Origin of the sequence: Pantoea sp. A4, assembly GCF_000295955.2 — a bacterium.
GTDB lineage: Bacteria > Pseudomonadota > Gammaproteobacteria > Enterobacterales > Enterobacteriaceae > Pantoea > Pantoea multigeneris.
Genome location: NZ_ALXE01000021.1, coordinates 161,308 through 185,155, shown reverse-complemented (window position 1 = coordinate 185,155; position 23,848 = coordinate 161,308). Strand labels below are relative to the sequence as shown.

Genomic DNA, 23,848 nt, shown 5'->3' with positions numbered 1-23,848 from the left:
AAGACCGGACTAACTTAAACCATGGATTAACAATATTGTTAAGAAGGCGTGAATGGTAAAGCGGATAGCCAGAGATAATGCGCGAGCCCGCGGAGAGTTCCTGACACAATCCTTTCAGTATTCAGCGAGATTTGTCACATTTTCGCCAACTATCGCCATAAAAAAAGCCGGTTTAAGACCGGCCTGAAATAGTTTGCAACAGCTTAATATTTTAGATTATGAAGTTCGCTTAACCGGTTGAGAAAGCGTCACCTGCTCCGCTTCATTTGGCGACAACCACTCATGTAAGTAGTGTTCGATTTGTTCAAGGCTACGATCGCGCGTTTCGGGTACACAGGTAACAACAAAAATGGCACCCAATATTCCGATAACGGCAAAGATAAAGAAAGTGCCAGCCAGACCCACGCTCGCCAACAGAACCGGGAACATCAAAGCGATTAAGAAGTTAGAAATCCAGAGTGCAAATACCGCTCCGCCCATAAAAATACCGCGCAAACGCGTAGGGAAAATCTCAGATAACAGCAGCCAGGTCACCGGTGACAGCGCACCCTGCTGGAAGCTCAGGAAAAGCAACATTCCTAATAGCACCATATAGCTACGCAGAATATCAGGCTGTCCGTTGATACTTTCCGGCATTAAATAACTCACCGTCCCAATAAATACCAGGCATGCGGTACAACCAAACTGACCAATCATCGTCATGGTGCGACGACCTATTTTCCCCAGTAACCAGATGCCGACAAAGGTCATTAATACCGAAATGACCCCATTGGCAATGGTGGCAAATAACGATGCACTATCGTCCATTCCCACCGATTTCAACATGGTCGGGGCGTAGTACATGATGGTGTTAACACCGGTTAGCTGCTGAATCATGGCAATCCCCATGCCGATCCAGAACAGGCGGAATAACCACGGCTTGCGCAATTCACGCAGACGCGGCTTCTGTTTTTCCTGCTCTTCCGAGAGGGTTTCCTCAATTTCCGTCAGTTCCCACTCCACATCCTGTTTGGCTCGGGTACGTTCCAGGACTTTACGCGCTTCAGCCAGGCGGCCTTTCATGGCATACCAGCGTGGCGTATCAGGCATAAACAGCATGCCAAACCACAACAGCACCGCTGGCACGGTGGCCACAGCTAACATCCAGCGCCAGGTGGTATCCCCACCCCAGGCAGCATTGAAGCCCGCGTTAGACATAAATGCCAACATCTGACCGCTGACAATCATCAACTCCTGCAACGTCACAAACTGACCCCGTTTATTCGCCGGGGCAATTTCCGCGATATAGACCGGTACCGTCGCTGAAGCACCGCCAACGGCAACCCCGAGGATGACACGGAAAATAATCATCCATTCAACGTCAGGGGCCAGAGACGTTCCCAATGCACCAATGGCAAAAATAATCGCCAGCACCAGAATGATTCTACGCCGCCCGATAGCCGCCGCGCAGTGACCCGATAACAGCGCGCCAAAAGCGGCACCAAATAACAGACTGCTGGTGACTAACCCGGTGGTAAAGGGGGTGAGATGCAGCTCTCCCCCCATAAACAACAAGGCCCCTGAAATCACCCCGGTGTCATAACCAAACAACAAGCCACCCAGGGTGGCAATCAGCGCGATGACCCTGACAAAAGGCTCAGCTTTGGCCGAACTGTTCGGCCCTGAGGCTTTATTAAGGGTGAGATACTTTTCCCGGGACATACAATCTCCTTATTAGGATTATGATGAGATGCTCTCCCTGAAAATAGATTATTTTTACCAAGATCTGCTATAATGAAATTTAAGTTTTGCGTGACAGCGCATAGAAAACAGACAAAGAGGTAATTGAGATCACAATTACATCATAAAAAGATGGATATGACAGCAATGATGGGAGTCAATCATTTCATAGAGGGAATTTAAGGCGGATTTTTGTTTCATTCATTCTTCGCAGTCGACCTGAAACTGCGAAGAATGAAATAAATTTTTTATTGCACCCGAGTGCCAGGTCCAAATACTGAATATTCTGGTAGCTGCACCTTCTGCCAGGATTCCCAGCCACCGCCTAACGCTTTGTACAACGCCACCAGATCCAGCGCACTCTGCATTCTCGCCTGGGTGGATTGCTCCTGTGCCTGCGACAGCTGGCGCTGGGCATCCAGCACTTCCAGGAAGCTGCTAATCCCCTGGCGATAGCTGGTCGTGGCTAAATCAAAGCTACGTTGCAGTGCGCCTGCGGTGTTATCTAATGCGATAACCCGCTGTTGGTCCGCACGGTAGCTCACCAGCGCATTTTCGACATCCTGTAAGGCCGTCAGCACCGTCTGGCGGTATTGCAGCGCCGCGTTGGCTTGCTGCGCTCGCGCCAGCTTCACGCTAGCCACCAGTTGCCCGCCCTGGAAGATGGGAATCGATAGCGATGGGCCGAAGCTGTAGAAATGGCTGCTCCAGTTGTCCAGATAACTGGCATCGGTGTTACGTACGCCCAACTGGCCCGTGAGTGACAGGCTGGGGAAAAGTTGGGCGACCGAGACACCAATGTTGGCTGTCTGAGCATGAAGTTCAGCTTCCGCCTGACGAACATCAGGGCGACGGCGCGCCAGCGTTGAAGGAATCCCTATGTTCACCATTTTCGGCAGCTCTGGCAGCGCTTTTTGCTGACTTAACTCGCCATCCAGCGAACCCGGCACTTTGCCCAGTAACACCGCCAGGCTGTTCATCGCCTGCTGCACCTGCGCCTGATATTGTGGCAGTTGCGCTTGCAGGCTAAAGAGTTGCGCCTGCGAGTTCTCCACATCGGTGAGCGGTGCTAAGCCATTATGCTGCTGATTCTGCGTCAGGGACTGTGTCTGCTGCGCGATGGAGATCTGCTGCTGCAAAGTCTGCAGCGTGGTTTGCGCACCGCGTAATTGCAGGTAGGTGCGCGCCACTTCAGCTTCCAGTGACACCAGCGCATCATTACGCTGCTCAACGGCCACCTGCTGCTGCGCCCCTGCCATCTCTACCTGGCGACGTACTTTGCCCCACATATCCAGTTCCCAACTGGCATCGAAACTTCCCTGATAGAAGCCGCCGGATTGCGTCAGGCTATCCAGTGAACCGGCTACATCGCTGTCCACTTTGCTGTAGACATCCTGAGATTTGAGTATCCCCTTCAGCCCCAGCTGTTCCCGGCTGGCTTTCACGGAGCCATTCACGCTCGGTAAGAAGCCACCCCGTGCCTGAGTGAGCTGTTCACGCGCTCCGGCGATACGTAACACCGCCTGCTGCAACGATAGATTTCCCGCTACTGCGCGGGTGATCAGGCTATCGAGCTGCGGATCGTTGAAACTGTGCCACCAACGCGGATCGGTAGCGGTGGCCTGCGTTTTAGAGGCCTGCTGTGAAGTCACATCGTGGAAGCTGTTTGGCAACTGAGGCTTAGGCGCCTCGTAGTCTGGCCCTACAGCGCAGCCACTGAGTGTAATCGCCAGTGCCAGTAAGCTCAGGCGAGGAAAATAAGAAACGTTCATGTCAGTGTGCTCCTGCACTGCCTTCGCTTTTAATCGGCGAAAGTAGCCAACAAACGGGGATCAGAACCAGTGCCAGCACCGTCAACCCGGTAAATACATCGATGTAAGCCAAAATACGCGCCTGGGTCATCATCTCTTGATAGATTTGCCCGGTCGCCAGCGAAATCGGATCGCCGATGGCGCTGGTATAGTCGCGGATGTTTTGCGCCCACTGCTGCACCGTGATGTTAAATTGCTCATTTAACGGCGTCATGTTGTGCACCATATTCGCCGAGTTAACCTGCGTTCTCTCGGTGATCGCTGCCGTCGAGAGCGAGATCCCAATCGATCCTGCCACATTACGGAACATGGTAAACAACGCCGCCGCGTCAGCATTCAACTGCTGGGGAACGGTGATAAACGCAATGGTGGTGAGCGGGACAAACAGGAAGCCCAGACCGATGGATTGCGCACAGCGCATCAGCATCAGCGTGGTAAAGTCCACCGTCGGTGTCAGGGTGGCAGAGTAGACAAACGAGAGCGCCATACAGAGAAAACCAAACGCAATCAGATAGCGCGTCTGCACCACCGGCATCAGTTTTAACACCAGCGGGATCGTCAGGACGATCAAAGCTCCACTGGGCGAGAGGAATAGCCCTGCCAGAGTAGCGGTATAGCCTAAATCCTGCTGTGCCAGCTGCGGCATCACCACGGAACTGCCGTATAACGCGACTGACATGCCCGCCATCAGCAGCCCTGCGACCCAGAAATTGCGATCTTTCATCACGGTCAGGTCAACCACCGGCTTACGGACATACAGCAGCCAGTAGATAGCGCCGACAATCCCGACCACCGCCAGCGTGGCGAAGACCATAATGAAGTGGGAATTGAACCAGTCTTCATCTTCACCGCGATCGAGGAAGACCTGTAAACAGCCCAGGCCTAAGGTGATTAACGAGATGCCAATGTAGTCAATGCGTAAACGGTGACGTGCCCACTTACGTTCCCACGGTGGATCTTCGAGCAGATTATAAATTGCGATCACCGCCATAATGCCGACCGGGATATTAATAAAGAAGACCCAGCGCCAGTTGAAATTATCGGTGATCCAACCCCCCATCGTCGGGCCAATAATTGGCGCGACAATAATCGCGATGGAAGAGAGGCCAAAGGCCTTGCCGCGATCTTCCGGCTTGAAGTAATCCAGCAGTACAGATTGCTGCACCGGCTGCAAACCGCCACCAAAAAAGCCCTGTAAAACACGGAATAAAATGATCTGCCACAGTTCAGTCGCAATACCGCACAGGAAAGAGCAGATGGTGAACATCACAATACAGATAATAAAGAACTGCCTACGACCAAACACGCGGGTAAAGAAGGCCGAGATCGGCAGCACAATGCCGTTCGCGACCAAATAAGAGGTTAATACCCAGGTAGATTCGTCGTAGCTGGACGAGAGCGAGCCAGCAATATGGGGTAGCGCTACGTTGACAATCGTGGTGTCCAGAATCTCCATGAACACCGCGATGGTCACTGTTATCGCGACCAGCCAGGGATTGCTGGTGGGTTTCCAGCTCTGCGCCCCGTTCATTTCACGGTTACCTTCGGTTCAACCGACAGGCCCAGTGGCAGAGGACGATTTGGATCGAGACCTTTATCAATCACGATTTTAACTGGCACGCGTTGTACAATTTTCACGTAGTTACCGGTGGCATTTTCCGACGGGAAAGTAGAGAAACGTGAACCGGTTCCCATCTGAATACTGTCCACATGCCCTTCCAGCTTCAGATCTGGCAAAGCATCGACACTGATCGTCACTTTGTCGCCAGGGTTCATGTGTTGTAACTGAGACTCTTTAAAGTTAGCGGTGATCCAGATATCGGGGGAGACCAGCGAGAACAACGCAGTGCCCGCCTGAACCAGCGTACCCACCTGGACATTACGTTTAGTAACAAATCCGTCGTACGGTGCGCGAACCTGAGTGTAGGAAAGATTAAGTTCTGCGGTGTTGAGCTGCGCCTGCGCCTGATCGACCTGCTGCTGACGTGCCTCTACGTTTGTCTCTTGCTGACGGATTTGCAGCGCAACCTGCGAAGCCACTTCCACCTGTGCTTTGGCACTTTGTAACTGTGCCTGAGCAGAGCGGAGCTGTGCGCTCGCGTTATCGATATTACGCTGTGTGGTCGCGCGTGGGTCAACGGCACGCTGACGACGATCGTCCGCCTGGGCATTGAGTAAATTCGCCTGGGCTTTTGCCTGGTCTGCCAACGCCTGATCGCGCTGCGCAGGGTACTGCACGCGTGACAGGCTAAGCTGAGCCTGCGCCTGATGCAGCTGCGCTTGCGCTAAGCCTAACTGTGCTTTTGCCTGATCGCGCTGGGCGGCGTTGTCTCGTGGGTCAATCTCAACCAGCAGATCGCCCTTCTTCACCCGCTGGTTATCCGTGACCAGCAGTTTCACCACATAGCCGGACGCTTTCGGTGCAATGGTTACCGCATTCCCTTCGGTAAAAGCATCGTCTGTGGTTTCTTCATTACGCGTACTCAACCAGTACCACAGGGCGATCACCACCGTTATCACCACGATGATAACGAGGATCACCAGCGGTTTTTTTCCGGGGCGTTTGCGTTCAGGCTCATTATCTTGCTGATGGGAAGTGTGATTTGCGTTGTTGGTGTCTTCCTGACGTGAATCACCATGATTTGATGCGGGGGTGCGGTTCTCGCTCATAATTCCCTTCACTAGCCATTGGCCCTTTATCTTGGGCAAAAAAGGTCAGCTTAAAAGGTAATTGTTAAATGGAAAAACACCAGCGTTTCTTAACTGTTACGAAAAATAAAAGGCACAATATGCCAAAGTTTAACGCTAGCTAAACAGTTGCAGCAGACCCCAGCCGACCAGCATGGCCCAGGCCAGCATCGGCACCGAGAACAGATGGAACTGCCACCAGACGCGACGGTCTTGCGCCATACGTAACGCGATCAGGTTAGCCAGTGAGCCCGGCAGCAGGCCAAAGCCACCGATATTCACCGCCCAGGCCAGGACCTCTGACGGGGGCAGTTTTTGCAGTAGCAGAATGGTGGTAGGCACGTTGCTGATCACCTGAGAGAGCGCGATTGCCAGCAGGTAGACGCCGCCCTGCCCCAACTGGCTGACGGCAGAAAAATGGGCTTGCAGCAGCGGTAGACCGGTCAGGAGACGGACATCGATAAACATCACGATGAACACCAGCAACAGACTCCAGTCAATGTGCAACAACACCTGGCGCGCTATCACCAGATAGCAAGCAAAGATCAGCAGCAATACCGCACCGGTAAGATGCCACTCCAGCGCGACGATAAACAGCAGGTACAGCGCCAGGCTGGTCATAAACAGCGGCTTTTGCCACGCAGGAGACGCCTGGGCGGTGTGTTTTTCGATGGTCCGAGCGGGGAAACTCCACCAGGTGAGCGCCATCAGCGTCAGTAACAGCACCGTGAACAGCGGCAGCATCTGCCAGATAAAACTCGCAACCCCGGCTCCACTTTGGCTCCATAACAGGATATTTTGCGGATTGCCCACCGGCGTCAGCAGCGAACCGGCATTCACCGCCAGTGCTTCAAAAATGATTAAACGCCCCAGTGGCAGGCGGGAGTATTTACGCAGTGTCAGGGTTAACGGCACCAGGATAAACAGTGCCACATCATTCGTGAGGAAAGTCGATAACAGCGCCGCTGCCAACACCATGAACAGCGCCAACGCTCGCTCATGGTGAAAACGGCCCATCAGACGCGCGCCCAATACGTCAAAGTACCCGCTGTTCTCCAACCCTTTGGTCAGCAGCAGCAATCCCGTCAGGGTGATGATGGTGTGCCAGTCTACCGCTTGAGGCAGGTCGGAAATGCGCACATCCGACCAGATAAACAGCAATGCTCCGAGAACCAACAACAGATGCAGAATGCGATCCTGCAGAAAAGAACGGAACACGATAGACATTGGGTGCAGCGCCTTATAGTGACTAGCGACTCTCGTAAAATTTCTGGAACACTTGCAGGGTTTCATCGCTCACGTGATGCTCGATGCCCTCGGAATCACGACGTGCCGTTTCCGGGCTGATGCCCAGTGCCAGTAAAAAGGTTTCGACGATGTGATGGCGCGCACGACTCTCTGCGGCCAGCCTTTCTCCTTCCGGTGTCAGGAACACACCGCGGTAAGGCACCTGTTCTACCAGGCCGGTTGTCGCCAGACGCTTCAGCATTTTTGCCACGGTAGGCTGTGATACGCCGAGACGCGCGGCCATATCGACCTGGCGTGCCTCACCAAATTCGCCAATTAAATCAGAGATTAACTCAACGTAGTCATCAATCAATTCCCGACGATGTGCTTCACGCACCTGCCGAAATCCTTCGACATGCTCCTCAATATCTTTCAGTGGCCCCTGGGGGCTGCCACCCACGTTTTTCGCACGACGACTCATTCAGCTTCCTCTTTATTATGCTCCGCATCAGACCTTCAATGCGGATTTGCTGCGCCTATTGTAAACCAGGCTTAAAGAAGCTCAAATTTTTCGTTATTGCCTCTGGCTAAATAGTATAGCCAGTGCTATCTTTGTTGATAATGTAAGCACAAAACGTTGATGCATCCAGATCCGCAAGGATCTTACCGTGAGAGCGGTTTTATCTGCACCATGACGCAATGCTGGCTTACGGCTTCATTGAATTGATTGGGAGGTGACCATGAGCACCATGAAATGCTGCCTTGATTGTGGCAAATGCTTCCAGGCGAAAAGCGCGCCTGCTGTGGATGTGAAATCCTGGTTATGCGTATTAACCCGTTCGCCTTTCAGCCTGAAACTGATGCTGATTGAAAAACTGACCGGGAAGAAAATTGGCGAGCGTACTTGCCCTAATCTGATCTGGCGCGGCTAAGCTTAATCAAGCCCGCGCAGTAAAAATTCCATGACCCACTGGTTAACGCCAGTGGGTTTTATTTTGCTTTTTTTCTGCCACCACCCATAAAAAAGCCGGGCTCGATAGCCCGGCTAGTCATATGCATAACGCTTCGGTTAGGCTTTGGCTAACTCTTCTTCTGGACGCTTGAGGATGGCATAACCCAGCCCCGCAACCAGCGTACCCACGGCGATAGCCATTAAATAACCGAGCACCGGCGTAATCGCGCCCGGAATCAGCAGTACGAACAAGCCACCGTGCGGAGCCATGAGCTTCGCGCCAACCAGCATCGAAACGGCACCGGTCAGTGCGCCACCGATAATGCAGCACGGCAGGACACGCATTGGATCACGGGCCGCAAACGGAATCGCGCCTTCAGAGATAAAGCACAGTCCCAGCACCAGCGCCGCTTTACCGCCTTCCTGCTGTCCTTTGTTGAACTTACGACGCGCGACCAGCGTTGCCAGGCCCATCGCCAGCGGTGGCACCATACCTGCAGCCATGATCGCCGCCATCGGCGCATACGTTTGTGAGCTCAGCAGGCCAACCCCAAAAGCGTAGGCCACTTTGTTGACCGGACCGCCCATATCGGTACACATCATGCCACCGAGGATGGCTCCCAGCAGTACCGCATTCGCCGTACCCATATTAGCCAGCCAGTGCGTCAGGCCGGTCATGATAGCCGCGACCGGTTTGCCCACCACGAAGATCATCAACAGGCCGGTAATCAAGCTGGCGACCAGTGGAATGATCAAAATCGGCTTCAGCGCTTCCATACTTTGCGGCAATTTAACCTTGCTGCTGAGGAACTTCGCCGCGTAACCGGCAATAAAGCCCGCGATAATCCCCCCCAGGAAGCCCGCATTAATGCTGGTTGCCAGCATACCGCCGATCAAACCCGGCGTCAGGCCAGGACGGTCAGCAATCGAGAAGGCAATAAAGCCTGCCAGTACCGGCACCATCAGGGCAAACGCACTGCCACCACCAATTTGCATCAGTGCAGCGGCCAGCGTGCCCTGCTCTTTAAAAGCGGTGATGCCGAAAGCAAATGACAAGGCGATACTTAAACCACCAGCGACCACCATTGGCAGCATATAAGAAACGCCGGTCAGCAGATGGCGATAGCCGCCCGCTTTCTCTTTCTTCTCTGCCTGCTGAGCACCGCTTTGGTTCCCGGAAGGCTGATAAGTTTTGGCTTCAGCCTGCGCTTTATCCAGCTCCTGCGCGGTCTTTTTCAGCGCCAGGCTGGTAGACGTGCGATACATCGGCTTACCGGCAAATTTTGCCAGTTCCACTTCAATGTCCGCCGCGACGATGACTAGATCGGCTGCTGCCACTTCTTCTGGCGTAATGGCGTTACCCGCACCCACTGAGCCGCGTGTTTCGACTTTCACCCACCAGCCACGGCGTTTTGCTTCCGCTTCAATGGCTTCAGCCGCCATAAAGGTATGTGCCACACCCGTTGGACAGGCGGTGATGGCCACAATACGTTTTTGCGCATTGGCGGCGGCCGGTTGTGCCGCAGCGACGGCTACCGGTGCAGGCTGCCATGGACGCGCCTGGGTTTTGGCTTGTTGCAGTACGCTTTCCGGTGCATCCAGCGCCTGCTGTACATCAGCCAGCCAGACAGATTTACCGTTCAGCGCCGCGTCATCCGGTACCTGATGACCCAGAACAATCACCAGCTCAGCATCCGCTGGGGTTTCAGTAGCGACCAGGCCAAGCGCCGCCAGTGCGGCAGTCAGGCGCTGTTTTGCCATAAATGTTGCAGCGATTCCCAGTGCGGGATCTTGTATCAGCAGCGTTTTCATTATCGCTCTCCTGCTGTCAGTTAACGGGTTGTAAGTCGACGCGCGCCATCATTGCGGCCAACTGAGTACGATCGGTAACGCCGACATTACTTTGCGTAACGGCCATCGCCGCTACAGCCGTCGCCAGACGTAAGGTATGTTCGCTGGATTCGCGCATCAGCAGGCCATAGATCAGACCGCCTACCATCGAATCACCCGCGCCTACGGTGCTCACCACTTCACAGGCCGGAGGTCTGGCAATCCACTCACCAGAAGCATTGACCCACAGAGCCCCTTCCGCACCGAGGGAGATCACCACATGGGCGATACCTTGTTCACGCAGTTCATGGGCGGCGGCGATCACTTCCTGTAACGTTGCCAGTTTACGGCCCGCCCAGATTTCCAACTCGCGACGGTTAGGTTTCACTAACCACGGTGAGGCTTTCAAGCCCGCCACCAGCGCTTCGCGGCTGCTGTCAAAAATGATGCATGGGCATTGAGAACGCAGCTCGCTCATCCAGCGCGTAAAGGCATCGGGATCAACGCCCGCCGGTAAGCTTCCACTGACGCAAACCATATCGAACTGGCCTAACCAGCTCAGGGAGTCAGCGCTGAAGCGATCCCAATCCTGGCGCGTTACATTGAAGCCGGAGAAGTTCAGGTCAGTGACTTCACCATTCTGCTCGGTGAGTTTGACGTTAATACGGGTACGTCCTTCGACGACCTGGAAACGGTTGGCAATCCCCAGCTCACTGAACAGCTGTTGGAAACCATCCTGATTCTCTCTGCCAAGAAAGCCACCCACGGTGACATCAATACCCAGATCTTTCAGCACCTTGGCAACGTTGATCCCCTTTCCGGCTGCGTGCAGGCCGGTGGTTTTGACCAGGTTTACCTCGCCCCGCTCGATCTCTGGGGTAAAGCCCACCAGATCGTAAGCGGGATTCAGGGTGATTGTTGCTACGCGTCTGCTCATGCTGCACCCTCGCCTAAACCGGCGTTAATCGCTTCACCAATGGCCTCAATCGCCTGCTGCGCATCTTCGCCACTGGCGGTAAAGCGCAGGCGATGTCCTTTTTTCACCCCCAGCGCAACCACTTTCATCAGGCTACGCCCGTTGGCAGGTTTACCACTGCCGTCGAGGTTGATCACGCTGACATCACAGTTGAACTGTTTAATCACGGTCACCAACGCAGTACCCGGACGGGCATGCAAACCATGCTCATTACGAATGGTAAATTCTGCCGTGACCTGCGCCGCTTCTTCACTGACTTCACTGGTCAGCAGCGCCAGCACACCGGCCGCATCGGCTTTGATCAGGCGTTCGCCCTGCTGCTTATTCAATAAGGTATTCAACCAACCCAGCACGCTCAGCGGCTGTTCATCCGTTGCTGCAACGGTTACCAACAGCGCAGCCTGATTGCCCTGATGCGCAAAAGCAGTAGCAGCACGGCTCACGGCAACAGCGCTACGCAGATTGCCTTTACCGCTGTCATTGAGCCAAATACCCTGTCCGAGATGAACAGGGGTAGCCGACACCGCATCCGCCACAAACGTCGCATCTACCGCACCTGCGGCCTGGAGACGCCCGGCATTAAGCGCTTGCAGGGTGATCAAATCTGCTGCCTGTACATCGAGGCCAATTAATGACGTGTCGAACGTAAATTCTGCCTTCTGCTTCTCACCTTGCAGAATGGCGCGTAAATCTTCAGCTGAAGCCTGCTTGAGTTGATCGCTCAAGGTGTCATCGCTCAACACGTGCGTCAGCTGACGTAGCAATGCGAGGTGTTCATCGGATTTGGCGGCAATGCCGATCACCACATAGGCAGTCTGATCTTCTCCCCAGGCAATTCCCTGTGGGAACTGAAACACCTGCACACCGGTTTTAAGTACCTGGTCGCGCGTGTCCGTGGTGCCATGAGGGATGGCGATACCATTACCAAGGAAGGTCGAGGTCTGCTGCTCGCGTGCCAGCATACCGTTAATGTATCCATCCGCTACGTTACCTGCCGCAGTGAGTGCGGCAGCTACCTGGCGGATAGCATCTTCTTTATTCAGGGCGCTGGCCGCTGTGTGAATGGCCTGCAATTCGAGCTGCAACATAGAACTCCTCGCTTGCTGAGATTGAATCGTTTCAGCTACTGGTGAAAAAGAGACGTCACTCGACTTCAGGACAGAGAAGAGAGTAACGCTGAAACGTTTCAAGAATATTGAGACAGCGCAACCCGCCAGGCAAGCTTTAGCGAAAAGTGCGTAGCAGATTTTTGACATCACGCACACTTCGTAGATATTACCGGGTTTATCTGGTTGATTAGCTGAGAGAGTTGCTGTACGTCCGCCACCTTCAATAGCAGCGCGTCAGCAACTTAAGGCGCGGTTTCAGCTTCTAGCTGAAGGAGCCAGGTCATGGCTTCAACACGGCTGTTGCCGCACATCTCGCAGGAGGGTTGCAGGCCAGCACACACTTTCGGCCGCAGTGGCGAAGTAAAGATTTTACAGCGTTGGTCAGCACCCAGCTGAACGCAGGGTGTATTGGCCGGCTTGCCATTGGGCATTCCGGGAATAGGTGAAGAAATAGAGGGCGCAGTGCAACAAGCACCACATTGACTCCGACACTCCATACCAGGCTCCCATGTCATTTTTTCGCGGACAATAGCAGTCCTTCAGGGTGAATGCCACGCTTATCGCGGCAGAGAAATATTTCCCCGTTGCTCTATTGCCTGTTACTGCGCCCAGGCGTAACGTGACGCGCAACGAAAGCTTGAAACAAGTGAGAACTGCAATGCCAAGAGCGAATGAAATTAAGAAAGGGATGGCCGTTACCTGGAACGGCAAACTGCTGCTGGTAAAAGATATTGATGTCCAGAGCCCAAGCGCACGCGGTGCGGTCACCCTGTATAAAATGCGCTTTACGGATATCCGCACCGGGTTAAAAGTTGAAGAGCGTTTTAAAGGCGATGACATCATCGATGCGATTGCCTTGAGCCGTCGCGCTGTCACCTTCTCTTATATAGATGGTGATGAATATGTGTTTATGGATAACGAAGACTACACCCCTTACAACTTCAAGCAGGATCAGATTGAAGAAGAGCTGCTGTTTATTCCTGAAGGGGGCATTCCAGGCATTCAGGTACTGACAATGGATGGCCAGATTCTGGCGCTGGAACTGCCGCAGACGGTCGATATGGAAATTGTCGACACTGCGCCAGGCATCAAAGGGGCTTCTGCCAGCGCACGCAATAAACCGGCTGTGATGAGCACCGGTTTGTCGATTCAGGTACCGGAATACCTCAGTAACGGCGACCGTATTCGCATTCATATTGCTGAACGCCGTTATATGGGGCGTGCTGATTAAGCACATCCCGTACTTTTCCTGCCCCTACTCTGTTATAAAATAACACTTTTCCGCCGTGCGCTGTTTCATTACGTGGCGGCATGACTCAGTGGGGGCAAGGAAATGACCAAGGTAAACCTGATCACCGGTTTTCTCGGCAGCGGTAAAACCACGCTGTTATTACAGTTGCTGCAAAAAAAACCAGCGAATGAAAACTGGGCCATTCTGGTCAATGAGTTTGGGGAAATAGGCATTGATGGTGCCCTGCTGCGCGCAGGCGGAGCCACGCTAAAAGAGATCCCTGGTGGTTGTATGTGCTGCGTCAACGGACTGCCGATGCAGGTCGGCCTGAACAGCCTGTTACAACAGCACAAGCCCGATCGTCTGTTGATTGAACCCACCGGCTTAGGCCACCCTAAACAGCTGCTGAAATTGCTCAGTTCCGATGTGTATGCCGACTGGCTGCAATTAAATGCCACCCTGACGTTGCTGGACCCGCGCCAGCTAGCAGATGAAAAGATCCTGTCTGATGAAAATTTTCGCGATCAGCTCACCGCCGCTGATGTGATTGTTGCCAGCAAAGCTGACCGCTGGATGGCGGAAGACCACACTCGCCTGGCACAATGGCAACAGCAACAAGCACGGGTGCGTCCGCTGGTCACTGCCCAGTGGGGTGATATTCCCCTTTCGCTGCTCGATCACCCACGCGACCCTGCCACAGCGTTGCCTGATGCACGCCATCACCATCATCACCCCGACCGCAGCGGCTTTGCCGCATTGAAACTGGACGGGCCGACTCGCTGGCGCCGTGCCGTCAATCAGGGCCAGGGCTACTTCTCTTGCGGCTGGCTATTTGATGCTGACACCGAATTTGATGGTGAAGGCGTACAAGCCTGGCTGGCAGAACTCCCGGTTGAACGCGTAAAAGGACGACTGAGGACGCCACAAGGTGTATTGACACTTAACCGCCAGGGCGATGATGTCCAGATCACACTGCAGGATGAAAGCACCACAGATAGCCGAATTGAGCTGATACATCGCGAGCAGATGGACTGGAATCGACTACAATCCCAGCTGTTGAAGCTTCGTTTAACCTAAGCGGAGTAGGTTTCCCCCATTTCGACTTTGAGTGATTATGATGCGCGCGACTCGTCTTATTACCATTCTGCTGCTTAACCTGCTCGGTCTGGTCCTGTTCTTCTCCTGGTATCTGCCGCCAGACCATGGATTCTGGTTTGCGTTGGATAAAGACATTTTCTACAGCTTTAACAGCAAAATGGTGACCCATCCCGGCTTCGCCATGCTGGTCGCCATTACCAATTTCCGCGGCTTTGATCTGGTTTCACTGCTCGCCATGGGCTGCCTGTACCTGTTCTTCTGGCGCAAGCAAACCCCGCAGGGCAAACGCCGCATGTTAGCGATTGGGGTGACCATGCTGTTGACGGCCGTGGTGCTTAACCAGTTGGGCCATTTGATTCCGGTTCATCATGCCAGCCCAACGCTGTTCTTTAAGGATGTGCATCGCGTCAGTGAACTGACCGGCATTCCGGCCAAAGATGCCTCAGGAAATAGTTTCCCTGGCGACCACGGCATGATGCTGATTATTTTTGCCTGCTTTATGTGGCGTTATTTTGGCGCGAGAGCGTTTATTGCCGGTCTGGTGATTGTTTTTGTCTTTGCGCTGCCACGTGTAATGGCGGGCGCACACTGGTTCACCGATATTGCTGTCGGTTCCATGACCGTGGTGCTGGTGGGCTTAAGCTGGTGTCTGCTCACACCGCTGACCGATAAGATTATCGACTGGCTATACCGTAAAATGCCGGGAAAATATAAGCCCGCTGCGTAACTGATAAGCCCTGGCGATAGAGTGGATAAATTTCCACCCGCCAGGGCTTAACAATTGCTGGTTATTATCTATTTCTACTAAGGTTATTCCGCCAAAGGAAAAGATTATGTTGTAGGCGAAAAATCGTTGAAGTTTAATTATCGATGTCCAGCCAGAAAAGTCTTAAAAACCCCGTTACAACCCGCTTCCGACCGCGATCTGCCGTTTTATTTCGTAAAAAATACTCTTCAGTGGCGTAAAAGTGAACAGCGTGTGACAGTTTGATTTCACATCAAAAAAACCTATAAGAATTTGGCTAAAACCGCTCGCCACGGCGTCTCGGATCAGTTAATCTCAGTCGCAGTGAGATAACAACAGCAGAAAATTCGGCGCTTCCTGATTAAAAAATGTGTCCTGAAACACATTTTGACCATTAAGGAATTGTTTGTCGGTTTCACTCTTATTAATCTCATCTCGTTTTTGTCATCTGGCTGACGACATTTGTCGTAAAAGGACATCGAAGGAAAGAAACAATAATGGTCAAATCTCAACCAAGACTGAGATACATCTGGCGGATTGTCCCGGCAATGCTTTTGGCAACCCTCCTCTCAGCATGTACTACAGGTCATAGCAGTCAGAACGCGAAAAACGAGAATCATGAAGTTAACAACCACAATGGTTTTTTACTTCAGGCGTCTCAGGATGAATTTGAACAGATGGTGCGTAATGTCGATGTTAAATCGCGCATCATGGAACAATATGCCGACTGGAAAGGCGTTCGTTACCGTTTAGGCGGTGATACTAAACGCGGCATCGATTGTTCAGCATTCGTTCAACGTACTTTCCGCGAACAATTTGGTCTTGATCTGCCACGTTCTACGTCAGAGCAGCAAGACACGGGTAGAGAAGTCTCTCGCGGCAAATTGCGCCCCGGTGATTTAGTGCTGTTCCGTGCCGGTTCCACGGGCCGCCACGTAGGCATCTACCTCGGTAATGATAATTTTGTTCATGCTTCCACCAGTAATGGCGTGATGATTTCCAATCTCAATGACAGCTACTGGAAAAACCGTTATCGCGAAGCAAGACGGGTATTAAGCATCCGTCGCCCAGGGACACCAGGCTAAAGCCTCACCTCCTAAGATTCCTTTCTCAGCCAGAGAAAACAGAAACGCTGCCGATGCAGCGTTTTTTTTCGTCTTAATGCTGCACTTCTCTCCATCTCACGAAAAAAGTAATTGAGAATCATAATTATAACGAGACATCCGAATAGCACTCGTTATATTCTCATCTCCTTATTCAGAGCAGTCGTGCGTAAATTTACGAAAAAAATTTCCAGGGGAATGCACTTCATGCCACTGTTAGAGACGCCGTTGCGTCATGCAGTTTTTTCGCGCCGCATTATCATGTTCGGCCTGTTATTCTTTGCCCTGTATTGTTCTCTCATGCTGACGCTAACCTGGCACGACCGGGAGCTTCAGCATCAGCAATTGCTTGAATCCAGCAGCCTGACGCTACAAAAAGACCTCAACAGTCATCAACGGCTGCTCTCCTCTCTCTTACCTTTTACTCAAACGCCCTGCGACAGCATTGGCCAGGAACTCAGCTCCCGGGCGGCGATAGCCGGGGATCTGCGTACCCTTCTTTTGGTGAATAACGACCACGCGTACTGCTCATCCACAACCGGTGCCTTTGATCTGCCGGTAAGCGACATTTCAGCACAGGTGGACACCACACAAGACAGTGACATTCAGCTCATCAAGGGAACGTCGTTTCAACCCGGCAAACCTGCGCTGGTGATGTGGCTGAAAACACCCGGCAGCGCGCAATCCGGCGTGCTCACGATGATGGATCTGACGCTGGCCCCCTATCAGCTCATGATGGCGAATCACCCAGAAATTACCGGTATTGCCTTAGAGAACCATGGGAATGCCATGACAAGCTGGCAAAGCCAGCTCACGCCACTGAATCGGCTACCGGCTCTGCCACTGCACAGACTCGCAGTGGCAGGCTATCCACTCGAATTTACGTTGTATGGCTCACACCTTGCGGCGCGTGATTACCAACTGACCGCGTTGGGTGGCATCCCACTGACCCTGATGGTGATGTTGATTGCCTGGCTGGCCTTGTATTACGTGTGCGATCCGGGCAAACAGATTTTACTGGCGATCAAGCGCGGTGAATTTCACGTTGAATACCAACCGCTGATTGCCAGTGCCAGCGGCTCAGCTTACGGTGTTGAGGCCTTGCTGCGCTGGCACCACCCGCGCCAGGGAATGATTCCTCCTGACATTTTTATCCGCGTTGCCGAGAAACAAAACGTCATTATTGCCCTGACGCGCCACCTGTTCCAGCTAGTGGCGCGTGATGCCAAAATGCTGTGCCAGCATCTTCCCGCAGGAACACATCTGGGGTTAAACCTGTCACCGCTCCACCTGGAAGATGACAGTTTCCGCCAGGATGTGCTGAAGTGGGTGGCCACCATGCCTGAAAATCACTTTAACTACGTGTTCGAGATCACTGAACACATTATGGTGCGGGAAAAAAATGCTGAAGCGATTTTCAGCTGGCTACGCCAAAACGATATTCGTATTGCGATTGATGATTTTGGCACCGGGCACAGCGCGCTGATCTACCTGGAAAAGTACCCGTTTGACTATCTCAAAATCGATCGTGGTTTTATTCAGCCTCTCAGCAGTGATACCTTGACCTCCCCAGTGCTGGATACGGTATTGCAGCTGGCACACAAGCTAAAGCTAAAAACCGTGGCTGAAGGCGTCGAAACCCGCGAGCAAGAAGCCTGGCTCATCAATCGCGGTGTCTCTCACCTTCAGGGCTATTTGTATAGTCGTCCGCTAAAACCAGAAGGGCTGATTCGCTGGTTTGAGCAACACGCAGCGCTAAAAATCGCCAGTTAACCCCCTGGCAATGCTATGTTGAAGAGGAATTGCCTGACCCATGCTACTGCGCTTTGTTTTCATCCTGCTGCTGGCGAGCCTGACTACACCGCTACGCGCGGCCACCATCCATGATAGCTATGCCTTTGCGCGGCTGGGTGAACCCAAATATGCAGTTGATTTTAATCACTATGATTACGTCAATCCGGCGGCGCCCAAAGGCGGCAAGATGACCATGGCTGTGGTGGGCACCTACGACAATTTCAATCGTTATGCCTCGCGCGGTAATCCTGCAATCGGGACCGATACGCTCTATGACGGCCTGTTTACCACCTCTGATGATGAAGCCGGCAGCTACTACCCGCTTATCGCCTCCTTTGCCCGTTACCCCAGCGATTTTCACTGGATGGAAGTCAGTATTAACCCGCGCGCGCAGTTTCAAGATGGCACAGCCATTACCGCGCAGGATGTCGCCTTTACCTTTAAAAAGTTTATGACCGAAGGTGTACCACAATTCCGCGTGGCCTATCGGGGCGTGACCGTCACCGCCCTGAACCGGCTGACAGTGCGAATTGATTTACCGCATCCCGATAAAGACCAAATTCTTGGCTGGCTGACGTTACCCGTGTTACCTGAAGCCTTCTGGCACGATAAAAAATTCAATGAACCCCTAGGTTCCCCGCCACTCTCCAGCGGCCCCTACCAGATCACCCGCTGGAAACAGGGCCAGTTTATTGAATACAGTCGGGTAAAAAATTACTGGGCGGCGGATTTACCGGTGAATCTTGGACGGTTTAATTTCGATACGCTGCGTTATGACTACTACCTGGATGACAATGTCGCGTTCGAGGCGTTTAAAGCGGGCGCCTACGACCTGCGTGCTGAATCGTCCGGAAAAAAGTGGGCAACGGAATACCAGGGACGCAACTTCGATAATCATCAAATAGTGAAATACACCGCGCCCAACACTGCCGCCACGGACACGCGCTGGCTAGCGTTCAATAATGAGCGCCCACTGTTTGCCGATCGCCGGGTGCGCCAGGCATTAACGCTGGCCTTTGATTTTGAGTGGATGAACAAAGCGCTGTTCTATGGCGCTTATAAGCGTACCGACAGCTACTTCCAGAACACTGCCTATGCGGCAAAAGGCTACCCGGATGCCGATCAGCTGGTCCTGCTCGCCCCGTATAAAAAGCAGCTGCCCGCGGCGGTCTTTGATGATGAATATCAACCACCGCACACCGATGGCAGCGGTTTTAATCGTGACAACTTACTGAAAGCACTAGATTTACTTCAACAAGCAGGCTGGGTAGTGAAAAATCAGCGGTTGGTGAATGCCGTCACCGGGCAGCCTTTCACCTTCGAGCTATTACTCCGGTCTGGCACACCCAGTGAGTGGGCACTTCCCTTCCAACACAGCCTCGCACGTCTTGGGATTACCATGACACTGCGCCAGGTCGATACATCACAGTTTTTACGCCGCCTGCGAGAAGGGGATTACGATATGATCCCCACCATGTACCTCGCAATGCCCTTCCCTTCGCCTGACCTGCGTTTTGTCTGGCAGTCCGACTACATCTCCTCATCCTGGAACAGTGGTCGGGTGAAAGATCCGCTGGTCGATCAGTTTATCAAGCTGATCATCGCCAGTCAGGGTGATGAAAAACGCCTGCTGCCCTTGGGTCAGGCGCTGGATCGCATCCTGCTGTGGAATGCGTACATGATCCCGCTATGGTATAACGCCGATCAGCGTATGGCCTATTGGGATAAATTCTCCCACCCGGAAATCAAGCCTGCGTTTAGCACCGGGCTGGATACCTGGTGGTACGATGTCAACAAAGCTGCCCGCCTGCCGGCGGATCGTCGCTGAGGAGATCGGTTTGCCCGCTTATTTTCTGCGTAGATTACTGCTGGTGATCCCCACCTTATGGGCGATCATCACACTCAATTTCTTTATTGTTCAGATCGCGCCAGGAGGGCCAGTCGATCAGGCACTCGCCAATATTCAGTTTGGCCGCAGCAACGGTCTGCCCGGCAATATGGATACCAGCGTCAGCCACGGACGTCAGGCGATGGACAATCCCGCCAGCACCCAATATCGCGGCGCACGCGGCCTTGATCCCGAAGTGATCGCCGAAATTAAGCACCGCTACGGCTTCGATAAACCGCTGTGGCGGCGCTATGTCGATATGCTGTGGGATTACGTGCGCTTCGACTTTGGTAACAGCCTGTTCCGCAGCGCCTCCGTGATTCAGTTAATTAAAGAGAGCTTACCGGTCTCCATAAGCCTCGGGCTATGGAGCACCTTGATTATCTATCTGGTGTCGATTCCCCTCGGGGTGCGTAAAGCGGTACGCAACGGCAGCGCCTTTGATATCTGGAGCAGCACGCTGATTATCATCGGCTACTCCGTCCCCGCCTTCTTGTTTGGCATTATGTTGATTGTGCTGTTTGCGGGCGGGAGCTATCTTGACTGGTTCCCGCTGCGTGGCCTCACCTCACCCCAGTTCGATAGCCTGCCGTGGTACGGCAAAATCACCGACTATTTGTGGCACATCAGTTTGCCAGTGTTAGCTACGGTCATTGGCGGCTTCGCGACGTTGACGATGCTGACCAAGAATGCGTTCCTCGATGAAATTCGCAAACAGTACGTGGTCACCGCGCGGGCTAAAGGCCTCGATGAGGGGCGCATCCTTTATCATCATGTGTTCCGCAATGCGATGCTGCTGGTGATTGCCAGCTTCCCGGCCACATTTATCAGCATGTTCTTCACCAGTTCGGTGCTGATTGAGGTGATGTTCTCTCTCAATGGTTTGGGGCTACTGGGCTACGATGCCACCATCCAACGTGACTACCCGGTGATGTTTGGCACGCTGTATATCTTTACCCTGATTGGTTTACTGATGAATATTCTCAGCGATCTGACTTACACGCTGGTGGACCCGCGCATTGATTTTGAGGGACGCAAATGAGACTTTCGCTGGTCAATCAACAACGCTGGCAGCGCTTTCGTCATAACCGGCGCGGTTACTGGTCACTGTGGATTTTTCTGCTGCTGTTTATTCTGAGCCTCGGTTCAGAATTGTTAGCCAACGAGAAACCGTTGCTAGTGCACTATCAGCAACGCTGGTACTTCCCACTGGTGAAAAATTACAGTGAAAGTGATTACGGCGGCGATTTAGCCACCGCCGCCGATTATCAGGACCCCTGGCTGCGCCAGCGCCTTGAACAGCAAGGTTGGGTGTTGTGGGCACCGATTCGCTATAGCGATAGCAGCATCAACTTCTCATCACAGCTCCCCTTTCCTTCTCCTCCGTCAGGGCAAAACTGGTTAGGAACCGATGCCAATGGCGGTGATGTGCTGGCACGCATTTTATACGGCACCCGTATCTCACTGCTGTTTGGGCTGATGCTGACGCTGGTCTCTAGCGTCATTGGCATTGTAGTGGGTGCCGTACAGGGTTACTTTGGCGGCAAGGTCGACTTAATTGGCCAGCGCTTAATTGAAGTGTGGTCTGGTATGCCGTCGCTGTTTCTGCTGATTCTGCTTTCCAGCGTGATCCAGCCCGGCTTTTGGTGGCTGTTGCTGGTCACGATTGTCTTTGGCTGGATGAGTCTGGTAGGGGTGGTGCGAGCGGAATTCCTGCGTACCCGCAACTTTGACTATATCCGCGCGGCGCAGGCATTAGGCGTCAGCGATGGTCGCATCATGTTACGCCACATGCTGCCGAATGCGATGGTGGCAACCTTAACCTTCCTGCCCTTTATTCTCTGCGGGTCAATCACAACGCTGACCTCGCTTGATTTTCTTGGCTTCGGCTTACCCCCCGGATCGCCTTCGTTGGGAGAGTTACTGTTACAGGGTAAAAATAACCTCCAGGCCCCGTGGCTCGGTGTTTCCGCCTTTATTACGCTTGCACTGCTGCTTTCGCTGCTGATTTTTATTGGTGAAGCGGTGCGCGATGCCTTCGATCCCAGCCGAGGAAGCTAACTATGTCGCCGCTACTGAGCATTAATCATCTCTCCCTGGCCTTTCGCCAGGGCGACCAGCTACGCCCCGTGGTCAACGATCTCTCCTTGCAGATCGACGCGGGAGAGACGCTGGCGCTGGTGGGCGAATCCGGCTCCGGGAAGAGCGTAACTGCCCTCTCCGTGATGCAACTGCTCCCCGCCGCCAACGTCAGCTACACCAGCGGTGAGATCCTGTTTGCCGGTAACGATGTGCTAAAAGCCAGCGAACGCACGCTGCGTGGCCTGCGCGGCAATCAGATGGCGATGATTTTTCAGGAGCCGATGGTCTCGCTCAATCCGTTGCATACGGTAGAAAAGCAGCTCTACGAGGTGCTTTCTCTGCACCGCGGGATGCGCCGTGAAGCGGCACGCGGCGAGATCCTCAGTTGGCTGGATCGTGTAGGCATTCGCCAGCCACTGTCACGCCTTCAGGATTTTCCACACCAGCTTTCCGGCGGCGAACGCCAACGCATCATGATCGCCATGGCCCTGCTCACCCAACCGCGTCTGCTGATTGCCGATGAACCCACCACCGCGCTGGATGTCACCGTACAGGCACAAATCCTGCACTTGCTCCGCGAGCTACAGCGTGAGCTGAATATGGCGATGTTGTTTATTACCCATAACCTGAACATTGTACGTCAGCTGGCACAGCGCGTGACCGTAATGCGGGATGGGCGCGCGCTGGAGAGCAGCACGACCACCGCGCTGTTTCAACATCCCTCGCACCCGTACACGCGCGAACTGTTGGCCGCAGAGCCAGAAGGCCGTGCCCTGCCATTAGCAGCCGATGCCGCCGTGCTGCTAAAAGTACGCAGCTTACAGGTGAGTTTTCCTCGTAAGTCGGGGCTGTTCAAACGCAAAGTTGACGACAAAGTGGTGCTAAACGCACTGAGTTTTACCCTACGCCGGGGTGAAAGCCTGGGGTTGGTGGGTGAATCCGGCTCAGGAAAAAGTACGGCGGCGCTAGCCCTATTGCGATTGCTCCGGGCACAGGGTGAAATCTGGTTTGACGATCATCCTTTGCACCAGCTCAGCCGTAAACAGCTGTTACCTTTACGTAAACGTATCCAGGTGGTGTTTCAGGACCCTAATTCATCCCTGAATCCGCGCATGACGGTACAGCAGATTATTGCGGAAGGACTGAGCGTGCATCAGCCAGAGCTCAGTGCTGCCGAACAGGAAGAGAAAGTAAAGGCTGTGATGGCCGAAGTCGGGTTAGATGTTGAGAGCCGTCAGCGCTATCCGGCTGAATTCTCCGGTGGCCAGCGTCAGCGAATTGCCATTGCCAGGGCGCTGATTCTTGAGCCGCAGCTGATCATTCTCGACGAACCAACGTCATCCCTGGATCGTTCCGTGCAGAAACAGGTATTGACCTTACTGCGTCGCCTGCAACAGCAGCGTCAGTTAGCCTACCTGTTTATCAGCCATGATTTACAGGTGGTGCGCTCGCTTTGCCATCAACTGGTGGTATTACGACAGGGAGAAGTGGTTGAACAAGGGGATTGTGAGACGCTGTTTTCTGCACCAGGCACGGATTATACGCGCGAGCTGCTGGCTTCAGCGCTGGATCAGCCAGCGAAGTGACGGCTCGCT

At 53.4% G+C, this 23,848-nt stretch carries 20 protein-coding genes; 10 read left to right on the top strand and 10 right to left on the bottom strand.

The window, feature by feature from the left end; genetic code table 11:
* Positions 1-216: 216 nt before the first annotated feature.
* The 6 genes from B880_RS0108415 to mntR form a co-directional block, all read right to left on the bottom strand.
* On the bottom strand, positions 217-1,701 hold the full coding sequence (locus B880_RS0108415) for a sugar porter family MFS transporter (protein ID WP_017346948.1): 1,485 nt from the start codon (positions 1,699-1,701) through the stop codon (positions 217-219).
* Between the two features lie 266 nt (positions 1,702-1,967).
* Positions 1,968-3,491 carry an efflux transporter outer membrane subunit gene (locus B880_RS0108410; protein ID WP_017346947.1) on the bottom strand — a complete coding sequence of 508 codons (1,524 nt, stop codon included), beginning with the start codon at positions 3,489-3,491 and terminating at the stop codon, positions 1,968-1,970.
* A gap of 1 nt (position 3,492) precedes the next feature.
* Positions 3,493-5,061 (bottom strand): DHA2 family efflux MFS transporter permease subunit, encoded by a 1,569-nt coding sequence (locus B880_RS0108405; RefSeq protein ID WP_017346946.1) that lies wholly within the window; start codon positions 5,059-5,061, stop codon positions 3,493-3,495.
* Positions 5,058-6,200, bottom strand: a complete 1,143-nt coding sequence (locus B880_RS0108400) for an HlyD family secretion protein (RefSeq protein ID WP_017346945.1) — start codon at positions 6,198-6,200, stop codon at positions 5,058-5,060. Before B880_RS0108400 ends, B880_RS0108405 begins: the two co-directional genes overlap by 4 nt.
* A gap of 135 nt (positions 6,201-6,335) precedes the next feature.
* Positions 6,336-7,445: an SLC13 family permease gene (locus B880_RS0108395; protein ID WP_017346944.1), complete on the bottom strand. Its 1,110-nt coding sequence runs from the start codon at positions 7,443-7,445 to the stop codon at positions 6,336-6,338.
* A gap of 22 nt (positions 7,446-7,467) precedes the next feature.
* The gene (mntR, locus tag B880_RS0108390; protein WP_017346943.1) at positions 7,468-7,926 is read right to left on the bottom strand and encodes a manganese-binding transcriptional regulator MntR; all 459 of its coding nucleotides are present in this window, start codon (positions 7,924-7,926) and stop codon (positions 7,468-7,470) included.
* 259 nt (positions 7,927-8,185) lie between these two features.
* On the opposite strand from mntR, the gene B880_RS0108385 reads away from it, so the two are divergent.
* Complete coding sequence (locus tag B880_RS0108385; RefSeq protein ID WP_017346942.1) at positions 8,186-8,377, top strand: hypothetical protein; 192 nt, start codon at positions 8,186-8,188, stop codon at positions 8,375-8,377.
* A gap of 137 nt (positions 8,378-8,514) precedes the next feature.
* On the opposite strand, the gene fruA is transcribed toward B880_RS0108385, so the two are convergent.
* The 4 genes from fruA to B880_RS26000 all read right to left on the bottom strand — a co-directional run bounded on the left by fruA (position 8,515) and on the right by B880_RS26000 (position 12,809).
* Positions 8,515-10,209: a PTS fructose transporter subunit IIBC gene (gene fruA, locus B880_RS0108380; protein ID WP_017346941.1), complete on the bottom strand. Its 1,695-nt coding sequence runs from the start codon at positions 10,207-10,209 to the stop codon at positions 8,515-8,517.
* A 16-nt stretch (positions 10,210-10,225) separates the two neighbouring features.
* Positions 10,226-11,164 carry a 1-phosphofructokinase gene (fruK, locus tag B880_RS0108375; protein ID WP_017346940.1) on the bottom strand — a complete coding sequence of 313 codons (939 nt, stop codon included), beginning with the start codon at positions 11,162-11,164 and terminating at the stop codon, positions 10,226-10,228.
* Positions 11,161-12,291, bottom strand: coding sequence for a fused PTS fructose transporter subunit IIA/HPr protein (fruB, locus tag B880_RS0108370; RefSeq protein WP_017346939.1), 1,131 nt, complete (start codon positions 12,289-12,291; stop codon positions 11,161-11,163). Before fruB ends, fruK begins: the two co-directional genes overlap by 4 nt.
* A 263-nt stretch (positions 12,292-12,554) precedes the next feature.
* Positions 12,555-12,809, bottom strand: a complete 255-nt coding sequence (locus B880_RS26000; RefSeq protein ID WP_071524385.1) for a YkgJ family cysteine cluster protein — start codon at positions 12,807-12,809, stop codon at positions 12,555-12,557.
* Between the two features lie 161 nt (positions 12,810-12,970).
* Between B880_RS26000 and yeiP the strand changes: the two genes are divergently transcribed.
* From yeiP to yejF, 9 genes are all read left to right on the top strand, one after another.
* Positions 12,971-13,543 (top strand): elongation factor P-like protein YeiP, encoded by a 573-nt coding sequence (gene yeiP / locus B880_RS0108365; protein WP_026042502.1) that lies wholly within the window; start codon positions 12,971-12,973, stop codon positions 13,541-13,543.
* Positions 13,544-13,645: 102 nt separating this feature from the next.
* Positions 13,646-14,620, top strand: coding sequence for a CobW family GTP-binding protein (locus tag B880_RS0108360; protein ID WP_017346937.1), 975 nt, complete (start codon positions 13,646-13,648; stop codon positions 14,618-14,620).
* 40 nt (positions 14,621-14,660) lie between these two features.
* A complete protein-coding gene (locus B880_RS0108355) occupies positions 14,661-15,368 on the top strand; it encodes a phosphatase PAP2 family protein (RefSeq protein ID WP_026042501.1) in 708 nt (235 codons plus the stop codon).
* A gap of 515 nt (positions 15,369-15,883) precedes the next feature.
* Positions 15,884-16,471: a bifunctional murein DD-endopeptidase/murein LD-carboxypeptidase gene (gene mepS / locus B880_RS0108350; RefSeq protein WP_026042500.1), complete on the top strand. Its 588-nt coding sequence runs from the start codon at positions 15,884-15,886 to the stop codon at positions 16,469-16,471.
* Between the two features lie 225 nt (positions 16,472-16,696).
* Complete coding sequence (locus tag B880_RS0108345) at positions 16,697-18,262, top strand: cyclic di-GMP phosphodiesterase (RefSeq protein WP_017346934.1); 1,566 nt, start codon at positions 16,697-16,699, stop codon at positions 18,260-18,262.
* A gap of 40 nt (positions 18,263-18,302) precedes the next feature.
* On the top strand, positions 18,303-20,111 hold the full coding sequence (locus tag B880_RS0108340) for an extracellular solute-binding protein (RefSeq protein WP_017346933.1): 1,809 nt from the start codon (positions 18,303-18,305) through the stop codon (positions 20,109-20,111).
* A 10-nt stretch (positions 20,112-20,121) separates the two neighbouring features.
* On the top strand, positions 20,122-21,213 hold the full coding sequence (locus B880_RS0108335) for a microcin C ABC transporter permease YejB (RefSeq protein WP_017346932.1): 1,092 nt from the start codon (positions 20,122-20,124) through the stop codon (positions 21,211-21,213).
* Positions 21,210-22,232: an ABC transporter permease gene (locus B880_RS0108330; protein WP_017346931.1), complete on the top strand. Its 1,023-nt coding sequence runs from the start codon at positions 21,210-21,212 to the stop codon at positions 22,230-22,232. The genes B880_RS0108335 and B880_RS0108330 overlap by 4 nt, the downstream gene beginning before the upstream one ends.
* 2 nt (positions 22,233-22,234) lie before the next feature.
* Positions 22,235-23,839: a microcin C ABC transporter ATP-binding protein YejF gene (gene yejF, locus B880_RS0108325; RefSeq protein ID WP_017346930.1), complete on the top strand. Its 1,605-nt coding sequence runs from the start codon at positions 22,235-22,237 to the stop codon at positions 23,837-23,839.
* Positions 23,840-23,848: the final 9 nt, after the last annotated feature.

Excerpts from the sequence above, each read along its gene's own strand:
- B880_RS0108395 (WP_017346944.1), bottom strand. The coding sequence starts at position 7,445 with ATGTCTATCGTGTTCCGTTCTTTTCTGCAGGATCGCATTCTGCATCTG.
- B880_RS0108400 (WP_017346945.1), bottom strand. The coding sequence starts at position 6,200 with ATGAGCGAGAACCGCACCCCCGCATCAAATCATGGTGATTCACGTCAG.
- B880_RS0108405 (WP_017346946.1), bottom strand. The coding sequence starts at position 5,061 with ATGAACGGGGCGCAGAGCTGGAAACCCACCAGCAATCCCTGGCTGGTC.
- fruB (WP_017346939.1), bottom strand. The coding sequence starts at position 12,291 with ATGTTGCAGCTCGAATTGCAGGCCATTCACACAGCGGCCAGCGCCCTG.
- fruK (WP_017346940.1), bottom strand. The coding sequence starts at position 11,164 with ATGAGCAGACGCGTAGCAACAATCACCCTGAATCCCGCTTACGATCTG.
- B880_RS0108340 (WP_017346933.1), top strand. The coding sequence starts at position 18,303 with ATGCTACTGCGCTTTGTTTTCATCCTGCTGCTGGCGAGCCTGACTACA.
- B880_RS26000 (WP_071524385.1), bottom strand. The coding sequence starts at position 12,809 with ATGGAGTGTCGGAGTCAATGTGGTGCTTGTTGCACTGCGCCCTCTATT.
- B880_RS0108345 (WP_017346934.1), top strand. The coding sequence starts at position 16,697 with ATGCCACTGTTAGAGACGCCGTTGCGTCATGCAGTTTTTTCGCGCCGC.
- B880_RS0108360 (WP_017346937.1), top strand. The coding sequence starts at position 13,646 with ATGACCAAGGTAAACCTGATCACCGGTTTTCTCGGCAGCGGTAAAACC.
- B880_RS0108415 (WP_017346948.1), bottom strand. The coding sequence starts at position 1,701 with ATGTCCCGGGAAAAGTATCTCACCCTTAATAAAGCCTCAGGGCCGAAC.
- mntR (WP_017346943.1), bottom strand. The coding sequence starts at position 7,926 with ATGAGTCGTCGTGCGAAAAACGTGGGTGGCAGCCCCCAGGGGCCACTG.
- yejF (WP_017346930.1), top strand. The coding sequence starts at position 22,235 with ATGTCGCCGCTACTGAGCATTAATCATCTCTCCCTGGCCTTTCGCCAG.
- B880_RS0108410 (WP_017346947.1), bottom strand. The coding sequence starts at position 3,491 with ATGAACGTTTCTTATTTTCCTCGCCTGAGCTTACTGGCACTGGCGATT.
- fruA (WP_017346941.1), bottom strand. The coding sequence starts at position 10,209 with ATGAAAACGCTGCTGATACAAGATCCCGCACTGGGAATCGCTGCAACA.
- B880_RS0108330 (WP_017346931.1), top strand. The coding sequence starts at position 21,210 with ATGAGACTTTCGCTGGTCAATCAACAACGCTGGCAGCGCTTTCGTCAT.
- B880_RS0108355 (WP_026042501.1), top strand. The coding sequence starts at position 14,661 with ATGCGCGCGACTCGTCTTATTACCATTCTGCTGCTTAACCTGCTCGGT.
- yeiP (WP_026042502.1), top strand. The coding sequence starts at position 12,971 with ATGCCAAGAGCGAATGAAATTAAGAAAGGGATGGCCGTTACCTGGAAC.
- B880_RS0108385 (WP_017346942.1), top strand. The coding sequence starts at position 8,186 with ATGAGCACCATGAAATGCTGCCTTGATTGTGGCAAATGCTTCCAGGCG.
- mepS (WP_026042500.1), top strand. The coding sequence starts at position 15,884 with ATGGTCAAATCTCAACCAAGACTGAGATACATCTGGCGGATTGTCCCG.